Below are 22803 nucleotides of genomic sequence, written 5' to 3' on the forward strand. Positions count from 1 at the left end.
CCTATTTAGTGTACTTTTGTAAATTAGATTTTAATCAACGTTATGTTTTAAATGGAATTTAATCAAGATTTCGATTATAGTATTTTTGATTCCCTGATTGAAAAAAATGTATCCTTTGCCGTATACAGGCAGGCAAGGCAACAAGATATACATCTGGTATTACAAACATCGCAGGCTGCTCTATGTTTAGATTCTTTGTCCGATCTGAATGGAAAGACAGGTTTTGTTATTGCTCCTTTTCGTATTTCGGAAGATACTCCTCTTATTGTTATTCATCCTGATATCTGTCTGAAAGGAGAAGCGGTAGTATTCAGCTATTTATCAGATTATCATTCTGAAGGGATTTCATCGGCGATTAATATTCATAATCAGACCTCTGTTAATTCGTTCACCCAATATAGCTCTGACTATACTACCTTTTATTCAGCGTTGTCTGAAAATAAATTACAAAAACTGGTGCTTTCCCGTACATTCGATGTGGAAAGGAAGCGTAGTTTTTCGGCAGGTACGTCTTTCCGTGAGGCATGTGGGAAATATCATTCCAACTTTGTATTTCTATGCAATACTCCCCAAACCGGGGCCTGGATGGGTATTTCTCCCGAATTGCTTGTTTCGGAGCAGAATGGAATCTATAAAACTGTAGCGCTGGCAGGCACTAAAAAAGTATCGCCCGAAGATTGGGATGATAAGAACCGGAAAGAGCAGCAGATTGTTGTTGATTATATGCAGCAGCAGCTTAATCAACTGTGTGGAGATGTAATACAGAGTGGGCCATTTACTGCACAGGCAGGAAATATAGAGCATTTGAAAACCAAATTCTCGTTTAAGCTGAAAGATGGATACAAGATAGGCGATCTGCTCGCCTTGTTGCATCCCAGCCCCGCAGTATGCGGGTTTCCGAAAGAATCGGCTTTCATTTTTATCCTTAAGAATGAATCGTATGACCGTCGCTATTATTCGGGGTTTGTAGGTCCATTGGATATCGAGGGCAGCAGCCGCCTGTATGTAAATCTGAGGTGTATGCAGATGGGGGAGGATCTGCTTCGGCTTTATGCGGGAGGAGGTATGCTTCTTTCTTCCGAACTGAAACCGGAATGGGAAGAAACAGAAAATAAATTGCAAACGATATTGTCGGTAATTTAAAAGTGAAAAATGAAGAACGAAGAATTAAAAGTATTTTTCACTTTTCACTTTTCGTTTTTAAATTGTAACTAAAATGTTCTCAGTAAAGAAAAATGTATTACAAACGGTAGCGATACTCAAAGCGTACGGGATACGGCATGTGGTAATGTCTCCCGGTTCACGCAATGCACCATTGATGCAGACATTTTCGCAGGATTCGTCTTTCGATTGTCATGTAATCGTGGACGAGCGCAATGCGGCATTCTATGCACTGGGTATTATCCAGTGTACCCGTAAGCCTGTCGTAATCTGTTGTACATCGGGTACCGCCTTGCTCAATTATGCTCCGGCTGTAGCGGAGGCATACTACCAGCAATTACCTCTGATAGTGGTTTCGGCGGACCGTTCGCAGGAATGGATAGGACAAATGGACGGGCAGACATTGCCGCAGGCAGGAGTTTTCGGTTCGTTGGTAAAGAAATCTGTGAATCTGCCGGAAATAGAAACAGAACGGGATACATGGTTTTGCAACCGTCTTATAAATGAGGCCTTGATTGATTGTATGACTGATGCTCAGGGGCCTGTACATATCAATGTACCTATATCGGAACCCTTATTCGATTATTCGGTGGAGAAACTTCCCGAGGTAAGAAAAATAAATCTTGCCTCTATTGAAAAATCGGTTGATACAACACCTTTTTCGGATAAGTGGAACCATTTGCCCAAACGTATGATTATAGTTGGGCAGTTACCAAAATCTCCCGGATTAGTAAAGGTTTTGGAGAAATTAGTGGGACGGAATGATTGCATTGTATTGGTAGAGCATCCGTCCAATTGTGTTTCACCTTTGTTCATATCCAATTTCGATGCTTTATTATATGCTATCCCCGACGAAAAGAAGACTGATTTTGTACCCGATTTGGTTGTTACTATCGGTGGGCATATCGTTTCAAAGCGATTGAAGCAATTTCTAAGAGGGAATAAGCCTGTAAGTCACTGGCATATTACACCGTCGGGCGAAGTGGTAGACCTTTTCCAATCCCTCACAGATTTGGTTGAGACTGATAACGAGAAATTTCTCAAAGCTTTGTATAATGCCATTTCGGCAGATGAACAAAGGCCATATTCCGGCTTATGGAAAGAGGCTTCGGAGAAGATAACGGAACCGTCTTCTGAGACACCGTTTTCCGATATCCAGGCTATGGGTGATTTTCTGAAACGCTTACCCGGAAATTCTGTTTTGCATTTGGCAAATAGCTCTACCGTGCGCAATGCACAGCTTTACTTATTGGATAAATCGGTAAATGTATTTTGTAATCGCGGGACGAACGGGATAGAAAGTTCATTGTCTTCGGCTATTGGTTTTGCATCCGTTTACGAGGGCATAACCTATTTGGTTATAGGCGATCTGAGTTTCTTTTACGGACTGAATTCATTGTGGAATATTTCACATATAAAGAATCTCCGGATACTGCTCGTCAATAATGGCGGTGGCGGTATTTTCCACCTGCTACCGGGATTGAATAAGGCTCCATCGCTGAAGCAATATGTTGCTGCAACGCATAATACCGGAGCTGGAGAATGGGTGCGGGCTTCGGGCATGAAATATCTTTCGGCTACCAACGGGGAAGAACTGAGTAAGGCTTTCGAGACATTTATGAATGAGACGATCCAGAAATCTATGGTGCTTGAAGTAATTACTGATATGGAAGTAAGCAAAGTAGTTTTTAAGGATTATTATCATAAACTAAAATAATGAATTAATGTGACAATATGCCAATGTGCCAATAGAACAACGGCTGGTTGTATAATTTGATACTTGATGATATATTTATTGGCACATTGGCATATTTACTAATTAGCAAATTGAAAAAATAATATTATGGCAACAAGAGAATGGCAAACCATTAAAGAATATGAAGAAATCCTGTTCGATTATTTCGAAGGGATAGGTCGTATAACAATCAACCGTCCGCGTTATCGCAACGCATTTACTCCTACCACGACTATGGAGATCAGTGATGCGCTTCGTATATGTCACGAAAATCAGGATATCTATGTCGTAGTGCTTACAGGCGCGGGAGATAAAGCTTTCTGTGCTGGAGGAGACCAGAATGTGAAAGGTAAAGGCGGATATATAGGTAAAGATGGTGTCCCACGCTTGCAGGTGCTTGAAGTGCAGAAACAAATACGCTCAATGCCTAAGCCTGTTATTGCTATGGTAAACGGTTATGCTATTGGTGGGGGACATGTATTGCACGTTGTTTGTGACCTGTCTATTGCGTCCGAAAATGCGATCTTCGGACAAACCGGCCCTCGTGTAGGCAGCTTCGATGCCGGATTCGGGTCATCATATCTGGCGCGTATAGTGGGACAAAAAAAGGCTCGTGAAATATGGTTCCTTTGTCGTCAGTATTCAGCGCAGGAAGCTCTGGATATGGGACTGGTAAACACTGTTGTGCCTTTCGATCAGTTGGAAGACGAAACCGTGAAATGGGCGCACGAAATGATGCAACACAGCCCTATGGCGCTGCGCATGATAAAAATGGGACTCAATGCCGAACTTGACGGGCAATCTGGTATTCAGGAACTGGCAGGAAATGCGACTTTACTTTATTACCTGACAGATGAGGCGCAGGAAGGAAAGCATGCATTCCTCGAAAAGCGTAAGCCGGACTTCAAAAAGTTTCCTAAGTTTCCTTAATTAGTAAACAAGTAGACAAGATACAAGGTACTAGTAAGAACAAACTTGTATCTCGTGTCTTGTTAACTCGTATCTTAGTATGCTTAAAACTAGGATTATACCCTATACTCTCCATTTTAAGCGTCCCGTAGGGACATCGCGTGGAGTTTATCACGACCATAAAATATGGTATGTGGTGGCGGCTGATACATCCCGGCCCGAACGCTGGGGAATAGGGGAGTGTGCCCCACTTTTTGATCTTAGCTGCGACTATGACGAAAATTATGAGGATAGGCTATCTTATTTTTGCCAAAAACTGGAGCAGGACGGAAAACTGGATATAGAAACATTGCGTCCGTATCCATCCATTCTCTTTGGTCTGGAGACAGCAATGAGGCAGTTGGAGCAAGGCAGTTTCCGTTTATGGGATACTCCGTTTGCCCGGGGAGAGAAAGGGATTCCTATCAACGGGCTTATATGGATGGGCGATTATGATTACATGCTCGAACAGATAGAATCTAAGTTGGAACAGGGTTTTCACTGTGTAAAACTCAAGATTGGAGCCATCAATTTTGACCAGGAACTAGACCTCCTTCGCTATATCCGTAAACATTATGACCCTGATAAAATAACATTGCGTGTGGATGCAAACGGGGCATTTTCGCCGGACGATGCACCGGAAAAATTGAAACGGCTGGCCGAACTGGATTTGCATTCTATCGAACAACCCATTCGTGCCGGACAATGGGACGATATGTCCAGACTAACAGAAATAACACCTTTGCCGATAGCGCTCGATGAGGAACTGATCGGAGTTAACCAGCCTGAAGAAAAGAAACGCTTGCTGGAAACTATAAAACCGCAATATATTATTCTGAAACCTACCTTACATGGAGGAATCATCGGTGCAACCGAATGGATAGAATTGGCCCGGTCAATGGATATCGGCTGGTGGATAACTTCCGCTTTGGAATCGAATATCGGGTTGAACGCGATAGCCCAATGGTGTTCTACTTACAATAATCCGCTTCCTCAAGGGCTTGGTACGGGAGCATTATATACGAACAATATAGAGATGCCATTGTTTATACAGGGAGACTGTCTGTGGTACGAAATAAAAACGAAAAATGAAAAACGAAAAGTGAAAAATATTCTACATTTTTAGTTCTTCACTTTTCACTTATAAAATATATGTATCAACTTTACATAAAAAGACAAATAATAACAATAGACGGAGGCTCCTATACTCCTGATATTTTCCGGAGCAAAGGAATACCCGCCTTTGCCCTAAAGTCGGATTTTCATTATAGTCTTTATTTATTCCTGAAGGAATGGTTTTCACGTTCACCGTTGATTAGGGTACAAACATCAGGTTCTACAGGTATACCCAAAGAAATGATGGTGGAAAAAGAGCGGATGATGCGCAGTGCGGAATTTACCTGTTCTTTCCTCGGATTAAAAGAAGGAAACAAAGCCCTGCTGTGTATGTCGCTAGACTATATTGCAGGTAAAATGATGGTGGTACGTGCATTGATCGCAGGCCTGGACTTATATCCTGTCACCCCGTCCGGCAACCCGCTGAAAGATACAAAAGTTACGTTCGATTTTGCCGCGATGATCCCTATGCAGGTGTATAATAGCTTGGAGTCTGATAAAGAGCGGAAGAAACTGGAAAAAATAAAAAATCTGATAATAGGAGGAGGGGCGATCGACTCCCGTCTGGAAGAAAAACTAAAAACTCACCCTAACAAAATATATTCTACATATGGAATGACCGAGACCCTTTCGCACATTGCTTTGCGCAGGCTGAACGGAGAGAGTGCTTCCGGATCGTATATCCCGTTTCCATCTGTTGCGCTATCATTATCGGATGATAATACACTGATAATAGATGCGCCGTTGGTAACAAGTGAAAAACTTTATACGAACGATATTGCGGAGATAGATAAAGACGGAAGCTTCCGTATCACAGGACGCAAAGATAATGTAATTAACAGCGGAGGAATAAAGATTCAGATAGAAGAAGTTGAAAAGATACTGAAGCCCCTTATCAATAGCTCTTTTGCTGTTACATCCCTTCCCGATCCTAAATTTGGAGAAGTACTAATTCTTGCAGTGGAAGAAGATATTGATCCGGCTATATTTAAAGATATCCAACCTGCATATTATACTCCTAAGAAGATTATTAAGGTAGATAAAATCCCTTTAACAGAGACAGGGAAGATAAGCCGTGTAGAATTGAAGAAGTTGGTAAATGAACTTTAATGGGGTATTTTATCATCTTGTTCAAACTCTTTTCATATAATTATTAAAATAATATCCTTAAATCATTTAAAATTGCAAATTGTCATTTCGGCTTTTCGCTAAAAATCTTTATCTTCGGTGCATATATCTAATGCACATGAACATTATACTATTACAAACCGACATACAATGGCAAAAGCCAAATGAAAACAGGACGCACGCAGAGACGATAATCGACACGTTGCCACAGGCAGATTTGGTTATCTTACCTGAAATGTTTACCTCCGGTTTTTGTATGGCCCCCGCAGAAGTTGCGGAAAAGGCTGACACCGTGACTCTTCAATGGATGCAAACAATTGCTATGAAAAAGAAAGCGGCGATTGCAGGAAGCGTGTCAGTTGAAGACGGAGGAAGATATTACAATCGTTTCTATTTCGTAAAACCCGACGGCAGTTATACCGCTTATAATAAAAAGCATCTGTTTACATTCTCAGGTGAGGACAAAGAATATGCAGCAGGAGATGAAAGGGTAATAGTAGAATATAAGGGGGTTAGAATATTACTGCAAATCTGCTATGATCTGCGCTTCCCTGTATTTTCCAGAAACAGGGGCGATTATGATATGATTATCTATGTCGCCAACTGGCCTACCGTCCGTATCGATGCATGGAATACTCTGCTCAAAGCGCGCGCTATAGAGAACCTTTGTTATGTAGCGGGAGTGAACAGGGTAGGGAATGATCCCGGCAACAGCTATAATGGAGGTACCGTACTGCTCGATTATATGGGGAAATCCATTGTATCGGCAGAAGATGGTCTGGAGAATGCAGTTTGCGGAGAAATAGATATGCAGATGTTAAAAGACTTTCGTGAAAAATTTCCGGCGCTCAACGATGCCGATAAATACAGAATAATCAACTAAATGAGAGAAAAACTATTAATGCTGGGAGACCAGGCTATTGCCCTGGGTGCTATCCATGCAGGTATCACGGGAGTTTACGCTTATCCCGGAACGCCTTCTACAGAAATCACAGAATACATTCAGGATTCGCCATTGGCACAGGAACGGAATATTCACAGTCAATGGTGTACCAATGAGAAAACGGCTATGGAAACGGCTTTAGGCGTGTCGTATATAGGGAAACGCGCACTGGTGTGTATGAAACATGTGGGACTGAATGTAGCAGCCGATGCCTTTGTAAATTCGGCTATGACGGGAACAAATGGCGGACTGGTAGTCCTTGTGGCTGACGATCCCTCGATGCATTCTTCGCAGAATGAGCAGGACTCGCGTTTTTATGGTAAGTTTGCGTTTACACCTATATTCGAACCATCGTCGCAACAGGAGGCATATGATATGGTGCGTTATGCCTTCGATGTTTCGGAAAAATACGAATTGCCTGTCTTGATGAGACTGACTACCCGTATGGCACATTCGCGCGCTGTGGTTGAAATATCCGGAATCAGAGGACAGAATGAAATAAAGTTTCCCGAAGACAAATCACGTTGGGTACTGCTTCCTGTAAATGCGAGAAGAAGATACAACGAACTTTTGACTGCACAACCCGGACTGGAGAAGATTTCGGCCGAATCCCCTTATAATCTTTATAAGAAGGGTAGCAGGCAAGGTATCATTGCTTGCGGAATAGGGTATAACTACCTGATGGAGAGCTTTCCGGACGGATGTGACCGCACCGTGTTGAAAATATCACAGTATCCTTTGCCGAAAGAGCTTATACGGGAAGTGCTGAATGAATGCGATGAGGTCTTGATTCTCGAAGACGGACAACCTTTTGTAGAAGAGCAGCTTCGCGGATTGCTGGATGAAACAGGAAAGATTAAAGGACGCCTGACTGGTGAATTGCCACGGGTAGGAGAACTTACACCCGACAATGTTCGCGCAGCATTGGGTTTCTCGGTTAAAGTGTATCAGGGAGCAAGTGAAAATGTCGTAGCCCGTCCACCTGCATTATGTACAGGGTGCGGACACAGGGATGTATATGATGCGTTGAATGAAGTGCTCCGCGAATATGAGAATGCAAAAGTGTTCAGTGATATAGGTTGTTATACGCTTGGCGCATTGCCACCTTTCCGGGCCATAGATACCTGTGTGGATATGGGTGCGTCCATAACGATGGCTAAAGGTGCTGCTGATGGAGGTTTGTTCCCATCGGTAGCGGTTATTGGCGATTCCACTTTCACTCATTCAGGAATTACAGGATTGTTAGATGCCGTAAATTCGAATGCCAGTGTGACCATTGTTATTTCAGATAATTTGACTACAGCTATGACCGGAGGGCAGGATTCTGCAGGATACGGGAAACTGGAGGATATATGTCTTGGTGTTGGTGTGGAAAGAGAACACCTGCGCATTGTGATTCCGTTACCGAAGAATATAGAGGAGATAAAGGATATTATTCGTGAAGAAATTGAATATAACGGTGTTTCAGTTATTATCCCTCGCAGAGAATGTATACAGACACTGAAAAAACATGGAAAGAAAAAATAATATGAAACTCGATATAATACTTTCAGGTGTAGGCGGACAAGGGATACTTTCCATTGCTGCCATTATTGGAGAAGCCTCGCTTCGGGAGGGGTTGCATATCAAACAGGCCGAGGTGCACGGTATGAGCCAACGGGGAGGGGATGTACAGTCCAATCTCCGTATATCGTCGGTACCGATACATTCCGACCTTATTGCAAAAGGAGGTGCAGATGCCATTATATCATTGGAACCGATGGAGGCTTTACGCTATATTCCGTACTTATCCGAAGAGGGTTGGGTGGTAACCAATATTTCGCCTTATGTTAATATTCCCAATTATCCCGAACCGGATACGATCCTTAAAGAATTATCTTCATTGCCCAATGTCATACTTCTGGATGTGGATGCTATTGCTAAAGATGCTAAAGTGGCCAGGGCTGCCAATATGGTATTGCTGGGAGCTGCTTCTGTGATACTGGGTATAGAAGCATCAAAACTGGAAGAAGCTATTGCGCAGGTATTCGGCCGTAAAGGAGAATCTGTAGTGGATATGAATATAAAAGCCTTCAGGGAGGGGAAACGCGCAGGCGAAAAACAAATGGAATAATGAGAGGAATGATTCTTGTTTGCTATGTCTCAAGAACGAAACATCCGGGGTATTGCAGGCTAAGTGCCCGAGGATTATATTTTTTTGGTAAAAGTTTATCTATATAGTAAGCTATTAGCCCCTAGCTGTTAGCTTTTAGCTCTTTGAAAAAATAATTAGCAGATTTGTAAATTAGCATATTAGCAAATGTTTTAAACTAAAAGTGAAAGAAAATGAAAAACTAAAAATTAAGAGTGAAAAATATTTATCACTTATCACTTTTAGCTCTTCGTTTTTCATTTTTCGTTAAAAACATTGGCACATCGGCAAATTGATTAATCGGTACATTGATTTCTGTTACCTTTGTTACCTTTTATCCCCCGCTGGCGCGGACTTCCAGTCCGTGTCTTGTTGACAGGTCAAAAATGTTTGCTACACAACACACAGACACGGGACGTCTGCGCGAGCGGGGGGTGTAGAAATGAAAAGTGAAAAGCGAAAAATGAAGAATATGAGAGAAAAGTTGACAAATGAAAAACATATGAAATGTGTCAGGTTTGTCAGGTTTTAACAAGTATTAAGTTTTAAGTAAAAAGTAACAGGAATGAAGAAAGCGTAAATTGTGTTACCTCTGTTACTTTTTAACTATATATAGTTAATAAAAGTAAAATAATAAAATGAAAACAGCAGAAAAAGTTGTCAGATATGTCAGATTTTAACAAGTAGTATAAAAATGCAAAACAGAATATTCAGTCAGGATCTGGTAAATCAGGTTGTAAACGAACTAAAGATAGCCGATCTGGAGAAAGCTACTATAGGGGAGGTACTCCTATTGGCTTCGAGCCTCGAACAGATTACAGGCATTCCTTTTATCCGTATGGATCAGGGTGTACCGGGACTTAAACCCTGCCGGATAGGTATAGATGCGGAGAAAAAAGCGTTGGATGAGGGCGTAGCTTCGATGTATCCGGCTGCTGCGGGTATTCCTGTGTTGAAGGAAGAAGCATCCCGTTTTGTTAAAGCGTTTCTCGATGTTGATATATCATCAGGCTCATGCATACCGGTTACAGGTTCGGTTGCCGGTTCTTTCAGTTCCTTTATCGCCTGCAACCAACGAGATAAAGATAAGGATACTGTATTATTTATCGATCCCGGCTTTCCTATACAGAAATCCCAATTGAAAATACTTGATATTAAATATATAGAATTTGATGTCTACAATTACAGGGGGGGAGGCTTAAAAGCTAAACTTGAAGAATTATTGGAAAAGGGCAATATATCTTCTATCGTATATTCCAATCCGAATAATCCGGCCTGGATATGTCTGACGGAGGATGAATTGCAGATAATAGGAGAATTGGCCACTAAATATGATGTAATAGTTCTTGAAGATCTGGCTTACTTTGCAATGGATTTCCGTACCGACTTCGGTAAGCCTTTTCAAGCGCCTTTTGTGCCTACTGTGGCCAGATATACCGGTAATTACATTCTGATGCTTTCGGCTTCCAAGATATTCAGCTATGCAGGACAACGCGCCGCAGTTCTTTGTATTTCGGATAAATTATTTTCCCGTAAATTTGAAGCATTGGCGCAGAGGTATTCCGGTTCGGGTATTTTCGGACCTGTATTTATCGGGGAAATACTATATATGATAACATCCGGCATAACTCATTCCACTCAGTATGGCTATGCTGCTATGCTAAGAGCCGCATCGGACGGCGAACTGGATTTTGTGAAAGAAACAAGTGAATATGGCAGGCGTGCCCACCGTATGAAGGAGCTATTCAATAAATACGGTTTTCATGTAGTATATGATAAAGATATTGACAGGGATATTTCCGACGGATTCTTTTTTACAGTCGGTTATAAAGATATGTCCTGTGCCGAGTTGATGCGGGAGTTGCTTTATTATGGAATCAGTTCCATAGCTCTGTCTACTACAGGAAGCGAACAACAGGGCATCAGGGCGTGCTGCTCGCGCATGCATGATGATTTATACACTGTACTGGATGAAAGATTGAGGTTTTTCAGATTAGACCATTAACAGGATAAACGACTAAAAAAACTAACATATTATGATTTGGAATGAACCTAAAGAGTGCATGAGCCCCGAAGATAAGCGTAATCTGCAAGGTGAGCGTCTGCGAAAGCTGGTAGACAGAGTGTATCATAATACACCGTTCTATCGTCGCAAAATGCAGGAGATGAATATAATGCCTGACGATATAAAGACGGTGGACGATATTGTAAAGTTACCGTTTACTACGAAGCAGGATTTACGGGACAATTATCCTTACGGGTTATTTGCCTTGCCGATGTCTGAAATAATAAGGCTGCATGCATCATCCGGGACCACAGGCAAACCAACGGTTGTGGGCTATACCCGCCGCGATTTATCTATCTGGTCTGAAATGATAGCCCGTAGCCTGAGCGCGTACGGAACAAACCCGCACGATATTTTTTCGGTGGCATATGGCTATGGATTATTTACCGGTGGATTGGGATTGCATTATGGAGTAGAACGTCTTGGGGCAACGGTCATTCCCATGTCGAGCGGAAATACATCGAAACAAATTCAGCTTATGCACGACTTTGGAGTTACAGCCATTGCCTGTACTCCTTCTTATGCTTTATACCTGGCCGAAGCCATGGAAAAGGCAGGGATACCACGTGAAGAATTCAAATTGCGTACGGGTATTTTCGGGGCAGAACCGTGGACAGAAAATATGAGAAAAGAAATAGAAGCAAAACTTGGGATAAACGCTTACAATATTTACGGATTGAGTGAAGTGATGGGGCCGGGTGTGTCACACGAATGCCAGTACAAAGACGGGTCGCATATTATAGATGACCATTTTTTACCGGAAATTATATCACCTGATACATTGGAACAATTGCCATATGGAGAACAGGGGGAATTGGTATTTACCACACTTACAAAAGAGGGCTTGCCGTTATTGCGTTACCGTACAAAAGACCTTTGTTCAATGATAGAGGAACCCTGCAAATGCGGGCGTACCAGTGTGCGTATGAGCCGGATAGTAGGACGCAGCGACGATATGCTGATTATCCGTGGCGTGAATGTATTCCCATCGCAGATAGAAAGTGTAATACTGGAAATGGAAGAATTTGAACCGCACTATCTGCTGATAGTAGACCGGGTAAACAATCTGGATATACTGGAAGTACAGGTTGAAGTCCGCGACGGGTATTTTTCTGATGAAATCTCAAAGATTATGGCATTGAAAAAGAAGATAGCCCATCGCCTGCAAAGCGTGCTGGGAATCAGTGCCGATATAAAACTGGTTGAGCCGTACAGTATCAAACGAAGTGAAGGTAAGGCACAACGTGTAATTGATAAACGTATCTTTAATTGATTAGCTTATGACAATAAAACAACTATCTATTTTTGTAGAAAATAAGACAGGACGGCTGAACGAGGTAGCGCATGTACTGGGGAAGAACGGAGTGAATATGAAAGCATTCAGCCTTGCCGAAAGTGCCGATTTTGGGATTTTACGCCTGATAGTATCCGATGTGGATCTGGCTGTAAGGGTACTTAAAGAGGCTCACCTGGGTGTAAGTGTAAATGACGTGCTTTGTCTTTCATGTCCTAATACGCCGGGTTCGTTGGCTACAATATTGGAATATCTGGCAAAAGAAAATGTATTTATTGAATATATGTATGCCTTTTCGAGTGGTGAAAGGGCTAATGTGGTTATAAGGCCTACAGATATAAAAAAATGTGTGGAGATATTGACTGTGAATAATTGTGAATTATTGAATCAGGATAAGATAAAAGGGTGCTGATATCCTTTCCATAATAAAGCGACCTTTAGTCCGGTCCTGTTCCAAAGGTCGTTTATCATCAAACTAGTATAAGACAGAAGCTCCTAATATGCTGATATCCTCCTTTTTTGATATTCTGATTTCTAATTTCTTTACAGTTTCAGGATATGGAAATGTATCTAATGTTTCCATCATTGCAGGAGCAAAGAATTTGTAAGCATTGGATATGCTGCCACCCATAATTATAACAGAGGGATCGTACGCAAAAAGAATCACTTTCATCAGGTTACCAATGTGGTGTCCGGCTTCTTTCCATATCATTAAGGCTTCGTCATCTCCTTCAGATGCTTTATCAAAAGCCTCTCTTCCGGTAATTCCGTGCTCCCTCACAAAATAAGAACTGCTGCAATAGGACTCATAATCATATTCCAGATAAGGCAGGCACCCGATTTCTCCGGCACCGGTATTATCTCCGTTATATAATTTACCATCAATAATTATACCTGCACCTACACCTGTGCCTAAAGCAACCGCGACAATATTGCTGAAGCCATTACCTTCTCCGAAGTAATGTTCGCCGAGAGCAAAACAGTTGCAATCGTTATTTACAGAAACCGGGATTTTGAATTCTTCTTCCAGGATATCTTTCAGGTGTACTTCTTTCCACGAAGGTATATTCGCCACATTGTAGACGATACCTCTTTCGGCATCGACTACCGATGGAACACCTATACCTATGCTTTCTATATCCTGATTTATTAATTGGTGTATCATTCCTTTTAGTTGACCGATAACAGCCTCTTCCGGTTCGTTAGCCTTGCATGGTTCGGCTACCCTGCCGATTATTTTACCATTCGATACAATGCCCATCCGGACATTTGTACCACCTAAATCTATACCTATTTTCATACAGTCTGATTTCCTTCTTTTATGCTCACTTTCTTACTCTTATCTTTCCCCCAGTATAATGTCAGTTCGAAAGGAACGTTCGTCTCTATTATTACTGATGGCGTATCTTCCTGCGAATTGCGTTTGTTTACTTTCAGAGTCACCAGCCCGTCGGGGCCGAAAGGATAGCGTTCTATTCCGTGTGCTTCTGTCTGGGTAATATCCCATACAAGCGAATGATTGGCATAGTCGGAACGTATGCCCAGAATATATTCGATAAATATGGCAATAGGGGGTAAACCTGTCCAGCCCACAAAATCTTTGCGGGCCATAAATCCGGGTTCGGCAGCTTCCGGAGCATAATATTCCCAGAATGTGCCGGTGTTTTTATATACTTCGAATACATTGTTATAATGGTTTTTTGCAATTTCCTTAGCCTGTCTGGTATATCCTTTTTTATCAAGTCCGGTAATAACCATATAATTTGTTCCCGGCCATACACCTCCTTGCCAGTAGCGTCCTTTAGGATTATATTTCGGGTTGTCCGCCGAAAGGGACGGCACTCTGTGCGGGCGGTTGAATGTTTTAGTGTTTCCCAGTTCAGTAACCATTCTGTCCAGTTGTGTTTTATCCAGAACATCGGTATGTAAAGCCCAGAATGCACCGATTCCCTTAGTCGTATTCAAACTGCCGTCTGCGTACTGGTCGTATAAAAAGCCGGTTTTTTCATCCCACAGATTGTCGTGAACGTACTTTGTGAGTGCTTTTATTTCATCTTCAAATTCTTCAATTTCCTGCCAGCGTTCGAGATAGAATCCTATTTCGAGCAGGATATTTGCCATCAGTATTTGTTGCAGGCATGCATCCAGCCATACCATATGCCCGTGACTGTATATCATACTGTATTGTGGCTGTACACGTGGCATGTTGTCCATGCCGGTGCCCCAGCCGCTCGACCAATATGTACCGTTAGGCCATGTGCGGTTTAGTTTCAGCCATTTATAGTAGGCGCAAAGAGCCGGGAATATCTTGTTGAGGCGTTCATTATCCCCATATTGCCTGTAATATAATATCTCGCTCCACGGAAGCAGATTCGGGCCTGTACTTACCGGATCGTATCGTTCGAAGCAGTCGGCACCATCTGCTTTTATTTCACGGCAGATAAATCCGTCGGGGTGCTGTTTCGCGTAAAAATTATCCAATGTATGTTGGAAAGGGAAGAAATGGTATCCATAGCGGGCAAACATCATCATAAAAGATGAATCCCACATGAAAATGTTTCCGTTATACGCGGTATCCAGATAACTGGATACAAAACCTGAGCCTTTTTGCGGCTGGCGGATATTACAGATAGCTATCTGCCAGGCTTTCCAGTACATCTCCAATTCTTTCTCATGGCCTGTCCAGATAGGATTGGGTAATATGTTCTTAGCTTCTTCAAAACTTTTAGGGACAATCTCCTTTGGCTTAGCTATACGGTACTCGTTTTCTGTAACCAGAGCCTCTTTCACATAAGTATTCTTATATGGCAGGTTATACTTCTGCGGGGTTTCATCTGCTTCCTGCGAATAGATGGGGAAAGTCCCGAATAACAGGCTTGAAGCAATAATTGAAATACTTAGTATCTTTTTTTTCATATTCTAATTTATTCAGCAATAAATAATATATTATCGGGGAGTATGTCTTCTCTGATATTGCGGCTCGAATACCCGACTTCGAGCATCTCACCCATATAATCTTCGAAATAAAGTACAGTCAGTTCATGGAATCCTTTATCGAGAGCTACTTTCCCATCTGCCCGCCTCATGCTGTGAGAGCCGTCATTGTCAACGACCAATTGACCATCTATAAACAGCTTTGATCCATCATCGGAATAGGTATAGAAGCGGTAGACACTTTTTTCCGGTATTTTGATCCATGTTTTGAAAACAAATGCCATCGAATCCTGTGCTGTTGCTGGATCAATGGATATGTTTTTCAATATTCCGTTCTTTACAGGCTTTTCCTGTGCTATCTCGCCCGTATTCCTGAATCGTTTTCCTTCATAATAAGAGTACGATACCCCCTGTTGTTTTACCTTAATGCTCTTAGCGGCGAGATAAGTCATAGATTCTTCATCAACAGAAGATAAACCCGACGGGTAATAATATTTAAACTCTGTCCCCTCCTTGGTTCTTATCCATGTATCAAACTGGGACTTTCCTTCATACATGAGGATAATACGTGAGCCCCGTTCTAATTTTCCGTATGCATCTACTCCCGAAGTCCGGCCGAATGCCAGGGCAATTCCTTGGTCAATCCCGATATAATCGTTATCATGGTCATGTCCGACAAATATTCCCATCACATCTTTTTTCTCTATCATGGAGCAGAACATACCGGAATTGATTTCGGGTGATGCTATCCCTTCCTCTTTATATCCGATTGTATTTTCGTTGCCGACAATATTGTTGAATTCAAGAATTGGAATATGGAAGAAAGCTAATGCAGGTAGCGGAGTATTATTATTGCGGACGGTAAATTTATCGCTGGTGTTACGGTACCATTCTATCTGATCGAAATGTATCCAGTCATAATGTCCGTATTTATGTGCCGGTGGTTTATTATTTGTATCGATACAATATAGCAGAGCTGCCGTTCTTACTCCTTTAGAACTGTTTACAGGTAATGCATAATTTCCACTACCTGTTATTTGCGGTCCTTTTTCACCTATAAAATAAGGTAGATTTTCTATGATATCGAAGATTTCATTGCGGGAGACACCTGTCTCGGCATCATGATTTCCTAGGGTTACAGCCCACGGGATCTGTGCGTCTTCGAATATTCTGGCTATTGCCAGCCATCCTTCGCGGGCCGGTGCATCGGTAACAACATCGCCTGTAAGTACGGCTAAATCCGGTTTTTCTGTAGCTAGTACATGTTTGATTACATCGGTGGTTTCAATACAATTAGGTGATTTATTACTCCAGTGAATATCTGTGAATTGGGCAATTTTAAATTGTCCGTTATCCCTGAATTGTAGCTGTATATCTTTTTTGGGAATGGCCTTAAGCGTACCAAAACAGGATAGAACAGCTATTATAAAGAACATATATTTCTTCATAGAAAGCATTTTATGAATTTATAGTAGCTTTTTTACAAGCCTAATAAGGTTTTTATCTTATGGAATATCTGTGTGTTTTTATATACACCTCCGAATTTATCAGCACCCGGACCGTACGCATATACCGGCAGCATGATAGGAGTGTGGTCGTCAGTCATATACCGGGCGGTTATATGCCCTTTATCGAGTTCTCCGTCTACGAGGGTCAATCCTCCGGTTTCGTGGTCGCCTGTGATAATAATAAGAGTTTGCCCGTTGCTGTCCGCAAATTTCAGTGCTTCGGCGACAGCCATATCAAAACTAAGTGTTTCTAATATCGAGCCCGGCAAAGAATTTGCATGGCCTGCATAATCAATTTTTGCTCCTTCCACCATAAGAAAGAATCCTTTATTACTTGCTCCTGATAATTTCTTTATAGCTTCTTTTGTAGCCTGAGCAAGCAGAGTAAGAGTTTCTTCGGTCGCGGCTTTTTCCATCCGTTCGTCTATACAGACTACTTTATCATTGGCTGTGTTTATTTCATCAATGGATGTTGTTACCCGATATTTACCTTTTAGTTCTTCTGCCAGATTCCGTCCGTCTTTTCTTTTTGTAAATACCTCCATTCCACTACCATTCAGCAAAGTTAGTTTTCCATCCAGCAGCCAGTTTGTAATTTCGTCAGAATTATCACGTTCCACAGAATGTCCGTAGAAGGCGGCAGGAGTGGCATCGGCAACATTGCCGAGTGTAACCACACCACATGCATATCCTTCGGGGAAAAGAATATCAGTCATGGACGGGTAAGGGGTACCATCGTCTGCTGCACTGATGTGCCGGTTGCTATTTGACTGGCCTGTGGCAAGTGCACTGCCTGCCGCAGCGGAGTCTGTTGTATATGCATCTTTTGAACTGGTTTTCTGAAGACCTATATGTTTAAGCAAAAGAGTGGAAAGTCCACGGTTTACCGTTTCGGCAGCACATACCTGTGACAGCCCCATGCCGTCGCCAATAAGCATGATTACATTCTTAATGGGTTTATCAGCCCCGTCGTTCAGATAGGAAGGCTGATAGGTATCGATGCCTTTTGTCAATTGCAGCCTTTTATTATTAAAACCCTGAAATCCAACAGTTGTTTTATCCAATCTTTTGGCACGGGCTACGTCATCGGATACTTCCGCACTATTTCCCGCAATGTGATAATTCTTGTTATCGAAATGATAAAAATAATCGGTACATGCTTCTACCCGGTCGGTATTGATATAGTCTACGCCTATATTGTGAAATGTATTCCAAGCTGTAACTCCGTCCGGTGTTCCCCAAAAACGAATAGGTTTATTCAGTGCATGAACAGCTTCTATCGCCTTTATCACCTTGTTGTATTCATTCCGGATCATGGTTCCCTTTCCATTCCACTGCGAATAATCTTTGAATGGAAGACTTATCATGGCTATGCGTTTCAGTTGCCCGGAAGTATAGTCAAGTCCATTCCCGTCGAAAGATATAAAAGAAGGATATTTGGTAAAATCAGCCGGAGCCGGCCGTTCGCCCGATATAACCACGCGTACGGCATAAGGATTTACAGACGGATCAAATACCTCAGGGTAGGCCTTCAATTTTTTTACGAGGATATCTAAAGTCGGGTTTGCGGGTGTTTTCAGATCGATGAGTAATATGAAAGTCTTATCCGAATTTTTCCATGCCTTCCCGTTATTTTTCTTATACAGGGCTACGATTGGTTTAATATACGATTCGTCGAGAGTAGGAGCTGTGCCCAGATCCTCTTTATCGTGGGCTACCAGCAATTCATCCTTTCCATTTGTAGCGTATATATCTGCCTCTATAGATGCAACTTGCTGGGCATAAGCCTGATAAAAAGGCACTCGTTGTTCATAATCGTTATGTGAGTGAATCAATATTTGTTGTTGAGCAAATGTAATAGACGGACATACGATTAGCAATCCTGCAATTAGAAATAGTTTTAATGCAGAAAAACTTCTGTTCAAAATGTAAGTCATAAGATTTTGATTATAACAGGTTTATTCAATTTCTATCTGAGCTGTTACGGCAGAATGGTCGGAAATGAATTTAGCATCCAACTCTTCAGGTATAACAGTGTGTTTTAATACTTTGGTATCTGGTTTTACGAAAACATAATCTATAAACTCGCGTTTTTCGAGAGGTACTTGTCCGAACCCGTGAAATGTCCAGTTCGTTCCACTTTTTACAACGGCTATATCTTTGGTATGCATCAGATAGTTTGGATTTGCCGGATCTGTGACATGCTTGATAACATCCGAATCAGGTGTAGCATTAAAATCTCCGGTCAATATAACAGGCAGGCCTTTGCTTAACTCTCCTATACGTTGTAGAAGTAGAGTCACACCTTCCTGACGGGCTATTTTTCCTACATGGTCAAGATGTGTGTTAATAAAGAATATTTGTTTCTTACTGCCGGTTTCTTCCAATACAATCCATGTGGCGATGCGTTCACATGCTCCATCCCAGCCTTTGGAACCGATAACTTCAGGTGTTTCGCTTAGCCAGAAATGCCCGGATTTAATTTCTTTAAATCTATCTTTTTTGTATAGGATGGCACAATATTCGCCTTTTTCCACCCCATCTATACGGCCAATCCCAATAGCATTGTATTCAGGCAGAGACGCTTTCAGATCGTTCAATTGATTTACTAATACTTCCTGTGCACCAATGATATCTGCATTCTGGGCTTTGATGGTTTGTGCTGCAATATCTTTTCTGTATTGCCAACTGTTGAGGCTATCGCCCGGATTATCGTAACGAATATTGAAACTCATTACATTCAAATCAATCGGTTTACTTTTTGTACAAGATACTAATAGTGATACTACAGCAAATAAATAGAATAATCTTTTCATGTCAGTAAGGTTTATTATTTTATAAATAGATTCGATTCCGGGATATTTTCAAACTCTGAGGCGTTCGTTTTTTTCCAGCCCCAACTCAGGTGCTCGCCTTCATAGTCCTCAAAATACAATAGTTTATACGAATGATAACCTTTTTTCAGGGCAATACGTCCTGTGGCTGTTATGGCAGCATGTGACCCGTCGTTGTCAACAATTTTAAGATTGTCGATGTATAAGACGCTGCCATCGTCGGACTTGGTCATAAATTCATATATACCATCTTCTGCTACAAAGATAACACCACTAAATATAAAAGCAAAATGATCGGCATGTTTTGCCCCGTTAATTGTTGGTTCGGGAAGAATACCTTTGTCAATTAGCTTGGAGTTCTCTATCTGATTCGCCGAATGATAATATCCTTCGTAGTAACTGAAATTTGTACCTCTCTCCTTACCCTGTGCCATAACCGGCTCTCTGAAGACAGCCTTTTTAGCCTCAATTGTAAATGTTTTGCTTGGAATATAGCCGTCTTTAAATGCTTTGGCTTTTATCACTGTTGATTCGGATATTTTTATAGGTGCGGAATATACGGCGGATGATTTGTCCGGTTCTTTTCCATCCAATGTATAATAAACTTTTGCATCCATAGTTGTAGTGGCCAGGTCTACATCAATGCTATTAACGAATAAATCCAGATCTTTGGTTGTAAAAGGAATAGAAACTGTTTTATCTGTTGTCATGGAATATGGATAAGCAGATTCGGCAACTCCTCTGTTCAGATTCGGAACAGAAGACAGGCTAAAAATCAGATCGCCTCCTTCCATCAAATCCTTATAAGTAATATAGTTGGAAAGTATTTCCCTATTGTTTAAAGTAACCTTATCTATATAGAGATTTTCTTCAGGCTTATTAGCTTTGATTGTCAATGTTTTTCCATTTGCCAACTTTATATAGGCTTCTTCAAACAGCGGTGTTGTCAACGAGAATTCATTTGCTCCCGGGCATACAGGATAAATGCCGAGGCTACTCAGTATATACCATGCCGACATCTGGCCGCAATCTTCGTTCCCGCTGATACCTTCCGGCGTTGGCTGATACATTTCGGACAGGATACGACGGGTCATAGACTGTGTCTTCCATGGCTGGCTTACATAATTGTATAGATAAGCCATATGATGGCTGGGCTCATTGCCATGGGCATATTGTCCGATAAGGCCTGTTATATCCGACATGTGTCCGTCCACTTTCGATTCGGTGATGAATAAACTATCTAATTGTGCTACAAAACAGTTTCGGCCGCCAAATAATTGGATGAGTCCGTTTACATCGTGTGGTACAAAAAAACGATATTGCCATGCTGTGGCTTCTGTATATGCCCTTCCGGGTTCGAACGGATTAAAAGGATAGTCCCAGTTTCCATCCATACGTTTTCCCCGGAAAAATTTTGAATGTCCGTCAAATACATGAATATAAGACAATGCACGTTCGGTGTACTTTTCAAAATCCTCTGTTTTACCCAGTTCTTTCGCTATCTGGGCTATACACCAGTCGTCGTAGGCGTATTCGAGCAGGCAGGATACGGATTCTCTTTTAATGTTAGAGGGTATAAACCCGTATTTGATATAATAGTCAGAGCCTTTTTTGTTATTGTCAGAAGAAATTTTCATGGCTTCATAGGCTTTGTCTACATCGAAGCCCCTTATCCCTTTCATATAGGCATCTGCAATCACGGATACTGAATGGTAACCGATCATGGTTCCGGTTTCCCCTGCCGATAATGGCCAGATGGGTAATTCTCCTGATATATCATACATTTTCAGATATGAATTGATTATATCGTTTACCAGAGTTGTGTCGGTAAGTGTGATGAGAGGATTCCATGCGCGAAATGTATCCCAAATGGAAAACGTTGAATAATATTTGCGTCCTGCCGGTATTGTATCTGTAGTCATATCGTGCCGGCGAAATTGTCCGTTTACATCACTCATAATGTTGGGGACAACTTTCGTATGGTACATCGCGGTATAGAAGTTTTTAAGATCGTGTTCATTATCTCCTTTTACCGTAATATCAGAGAGAACTTTGCCCCAGAGATTACGGGCCTGTTTGTGTACTGAGTCGAAATCAAATCCTGTTACATCATGATCCAGATTCAGCCGTGCATTTTCTTCGCTTACAACTGAAAAGGCAACTTTTGCAACAACAGGTTTTCCTGTGGATACTCCGAATTTCAGTACAGCTTGTTGATTATTATTTTTTGCTGTATCGCCGTCTTTCAGAATCTTACCGTCATTGATAAAATCGACTGACTGAAAGTCTTTGGAAAACTGTGCAACGAAAAATACATACTGATTTGTTACCCATCCTTGTGTACGGCGCATCCCTGTTATCTCATTACTTGCAGTTTGCTTTATAATGAGAGAGTCTATTGTTTCTTCGGCTAACAGGTGGGCCATGTCTATGATAATTGTTTCATTTTTGCCTTTGGCGAATGTATAGCGGTGTACCCCTGTATATGTAGTGGCTGTCATTTCAGCCTTGATGCCTTCTTGGTTAAAGTCCACGGAATAATATCCGGGAGATGCTTTTTCGTTTGTATGTGAAAAAGCCAATGGTTTGAAAATATAACCTTTTTGAACCTGTATTATATCTCTGGTTGTAGGATGAAAAAGTACATCACCCAGATCGGCACAACCTGTACCGCTAAGATGTGTATGCGAAAACCCGATAATGGTGGAATCACTATAGTGATAACCTGAACATGCGTCCCAGTCTCCGGTTCGGGTATCCGGGCTTAATTGTACCGCTCCATATGGTACGGTGGCTCCGGGATAGGTATGTCCGTGAAATCCCGTTCCTATAAAAGGGTCAACATAATCGACCGGGCTTTTCAGGATAGGAGAGCAAGCTGTTAATAATCCGATAATAGATAGAAAGAATAATTGTTTTTTCATATAGGATATTGCATTAACTGCAAATTTTAATAATAATGGGCATTAAACAAGTAATGCCCATTATCTCATAGTTGATTACTTT

General features: G+C 41.7%; 17 protein-coding genes. 11 read left to right on the top strand and 6 right to left on the bottom strand.

Annotation, left to right across the window (positions count from 1 at the left end):
- Positions 1–51 precede the first annotated feature (51 nt).
- The 11 genes from B3317_RS07540 to B3317_RS07590 all read left to right on the top strand — a co-directional run bounded on the left by B3317_RS07540 (position 52) and on the right by B3317_RS07590 (position 12933).
- Complete coding sequence (locus tag B3317_RS07540; RefSeq protein ID WP_291110251.1) at positions 52–1143, top strand: isochorismate synthase; 1092 nt, start codon at positions 52–54, stop codon at positions 1141–1143.
- A 73-nt stretch (positions 1144–1216) separates the two neighbouring features.
- On the top strand, positions 1217–2878 hold the full coding sequence (gene menD, locus B3317_RS07545) for a 2-succinyl-5-enolpyruvyl-6-hydroxy-3-cyclohexene-1-carboxylic-acid synthase (protein ID WP_291110253.1): 1662 nt from the start codon (positions 1217–1219) through the stop codon (positions 2876–2878).
- A 126-nt stretch (positions 2879–3004) separates the two neighbouring features.
- Positions 3005–3826, top strand: a complete 822-nt coding sequence (gene menB, locus B3317_RS07550) for a 1,4-dihydroxy-2-naphthoyl-CoA synthase (protein ID WP_006797756.1) — start codon at positions 3005–3007, stop codon at positions 3824–3826.
- Between the two features lie 79 nt (positions 3827–3905).
- Positions 3906–4970 (top strand): o-succinylbenzoate synthase, encoded by a 1065-nt coding sequence (locus tag B3317_RS07555; RefSeq protein WP_291110257.1) that lies wholly within the window; start codon positions 3906–3908, stop codon positions 4968–4970.
- Between the two features lie 26 nt (positions 4971–4996).
- Entirely contained in the window at positions 4997–6070 is a 1074-nt protein-coding gene (locus B3317_RS07560; RefSeq protein WP_291110259.1) for an AMP-binding protein, read from the top strand.
- 136 nt (positions 6071–6206) lie between these two features.
- The gene (locus tag B3317_RS07565) at positions 6207–6971 is read left to right on the top strand and encodes an amidohydrolase (RefSeq protein WP_291110261.1); all 765 of its coding nucleotides are present in this window, start codon (positions 6207–6209) and stop codon (positions 6969–6971) included.
- Positions 6972–8558: a thiamine pyrophosphate-dependent enzyme gene (locus B3317_RS07570; RefSeq protein ID WP_291110263.1), complete on the top strand. Its 1587-nt coding sequence runs from the start codon at positions 6972–6974 to the stop codon at positions 8556–8558.
- A 1-nt stretch (position 8559) separates the two neighbouring features.
- Positions 8560–9144 carry an indolepyruvate oxidoreductase subunit beta gene (locus B3317_RS07575; RefSeq protein WP_291110265.1) on the top strand — a complete coding sequence of 195 codons (585 nt, stop codon included), beginning with the start codon at positions 8560–8562 and terminating at the stop codon, positions 9142–9144.
- Positions 9145–9856: 712 nt separating this feature from the next.
- Positions 9857–11167, top strand: a complete 1311-nt coding sequence (locus tag B3317_RS07580; protein WP_291110267.1) for a pyridoxal phosphate-dependent aminotransferase — start codon at positions 9857–9859, stop codon at positions 11165–11167.
- 31 nt (positions 11168–11198) lie between these two features.
- The gene (locus tag B3317_RS07585) at positions 11199–12500 is read left to right on the top strand and encodes a phenylacetate--CoA ligase family protein (protein WP_291110269.1); all 1302 of its coding nucleotides are present in this window, start codon (positions 11199–11201) and stop codon (positions 12498–12500) included.
- 7 nt (positions 12501–12507) lie between these two features.
- A complete protein-coding gene (locus B3317_RS07590; protein ID WP_291110271.1) occupies positions 12508–12933 on the top strand; it encodes an amino acid-binding protein in 426 nt (141 codons plus the stop codon).
- Between the two features lie 63 nt (positions 12934–12996).
- Here the strand turns inward: B3317_RS07590 and B3317_RS07595 are convergent, their stop codons facing one another.
- Genes B3317_RS07595 through B3317_RS07620 form a run of 6 tightly spaced genes read right to left on the bottom strand, consistent with a single transcriptional unit; the run spans position 12997 to position 22721 of the window.
- Positions 12997–13821 carry an ROK family protein gene (locus tag B3317_RS07595; protein ID WP_291110273.1) on the bottom strand — a complete coding sequence of 275 codons (825 nt, stop codon included), beginning with the start codon at positions 13819–13821 and terminating at the stop codon, positions 12997–12999.
- Positions 13818–15437 carry an MGH1-like glycoside hydrolase domain-containing protein gene (locus B3317_RS07600; protein WP_291110275.1) on the bottom strand — a complete coding sequence of 540 codons (1620 nt, stop codon included), beginning with the start codon at positions 15435–15437 and terminating at the stop codon, positions 13818–13820. The genes B3317_RS07595 and B3317_RS07600 overlap by 4 nt, the downstream gene beginning before the upstream one ends.
- A gap of 8 nt (positions 15438–15445) precedes the next feature.
- On the bottom strand, positions 15446–16903 hold the full coding sequence (locus B3317_RS07605; RefSeq protein ID WP_291110277.1) for a PA14 domain-containing protein: 1458 nt from the start codon (positions 16901–16903) through the stop codon (positions 15446–15448).
- 32 nt (positions 16904–16935) lie between these two features.
- Complete coding sequence (locus tag B3317_RS07610; RefSeq protein ID WP_291110279.1) at positions 16936–18900, bottom strand: alkaline phosphatase; 1965 nt, start codon at positions 18898–18900, stop codon at positions 16936–16938.
- 21 nt (positions 18901–18921) lie between these two features.
- A complete protein-coding gene (locus B3317_RS07615) occupies positions 18922–19779 on the bottom strand; it encodes an endonuclease/exonuclease/phosphatase family protein (protein WP_291110281.1) in 858 nt (285 codons plus the stop codon).
- 14 nt (positions 19780–19793) lie between these two features.
- Positions 19794–22721, bottom strand: coding sequence for a GH92 family glycosyl hydrolase (locus B3317_RS07620; RefSeq protein WP_291110283.1), 2928 nt, complete (start codon positions 22719–22721; stop codon positions 19794–19796).
- Positions 22722–22803: the final 82 nt, after the last annotated feature.

The sequence above is a fragment of the Dysgonomonas sp. UBA7710 genome, assembly GCF_002482385.1.
Classification (GTDB): Bacteria; Bacteroidota; Bacteroidia; order Bacteroidales; family Dysgonomonadaceae; genus Dysgonomonas.

Coding starts and splice junctions, on each gene's coding strand:
- B3317_RS07615 (WP_291110281.1), bottom strand. CDS start 19,779: ATGAAAAGATTATTCTATTTATTTGCTGTAGTATCACTATTAGTATCT.
- B3317_RS07600 (WP_291110275.1), bottom strand. CDS start 15,437: ATGAAAAAAAAGATACTAAGTATTTCAATTATTGCTTCAAGCCTGTTA.
- B3317_RS07570 (WP_291110263.1), top strand. CDS start 6,972: ATGAGAGAAAAACTATTAATGCTGGGAGACCAGGCTATTGCCCTGGGT.
- B3317_RS07560 (WP_291110259.1), top strand. CDS start 4,997: ATGTATCAACTTTACATAAAAAGACAAATAATAACAATAGACGGAGGC.
- B3317_RS07540 (WP_291110251.1), top strand. CDS start 52: ATGGAATTTAATCAAGATTTCGATTATAGTATTTTTGATTCCCTGATT.
- B3317_RS07590 (WP_291110271.1), top strand. CDS start 12,508: ATGACAATAAAACAACTATCTATTTTTGTAGAAAATAAGACAGGACGG.
- B3317_RS07575 (WP_291110265.1), top strand. CDS start 8,560: ATGAAACTCGATATAATACTTTCAGGTGTAGGCGGACAAGGGATACTT.
- B3317_RS07585 (WP_291110269.1), top strand. CDS start 11,199: ATGATTTGGAATGAACCTAAAGAGTGCATGAGCCCCGAAGATAAGCGT.
- B3317_RS07620 (WP_291110283.1), bottom strand. CDS start 22,721: ATGAAAAAACAATTATTCTTTCTATCTATTATCGGATTATTAACAGCT.
- menB (WP_006797756.1), top strand. CDS start 3,005: ATGGCAACAAGAGAATGGCAAACCATTAAAGAATATGAAGAAATCCTG.
- menD (WP_291110253.1), top strand. CDS start 1,217: ATGTTCTCAGTAAAGAAAAATGTATTACAAACGGTAGCGATACTCAAA.
- B3317_RS07580 (WP_291110267.1), top strand. CDS start 9,857: ATGCAAAACAGAATATTCAGTCAGGATCTGGTAAATCAGGTTGTAAAC.
- B3317_RS07565 (WP_291110261.1), top strand. CDS start 6,207: ATGAACATTATACTATTACAAACCGACATACAATGGCAAAAGCCAAAT.
- B3317_RS07610 (WP_291110279.1), bottom strand. CDS start 18,900: ATGACTTACATTTTGAACAGAAGTTTTTCTGCATTAAAACTATTTCTA.
- B3317_RS07555 (WP_291110257.1), top strand. CDS start 3,906: ATGCTTAAAACTAGGATTATACCCTATACTCTCCATTTTAAGCGTCCC.
- B3317_RS07605 (WP_291110277.1), bottom strand. CDS start 16,903: ATGAAGAAATATATGTTCTTTATAATAGCTGTTCTATCCTGTTTTGGT.
- B3317_RS07595 (WP_291110273.1), bottom strand. CDS start 13,821: ATGAAAATAGGTATAGATTTAGGTGGTACAAATGTCCGGATGGGCATT.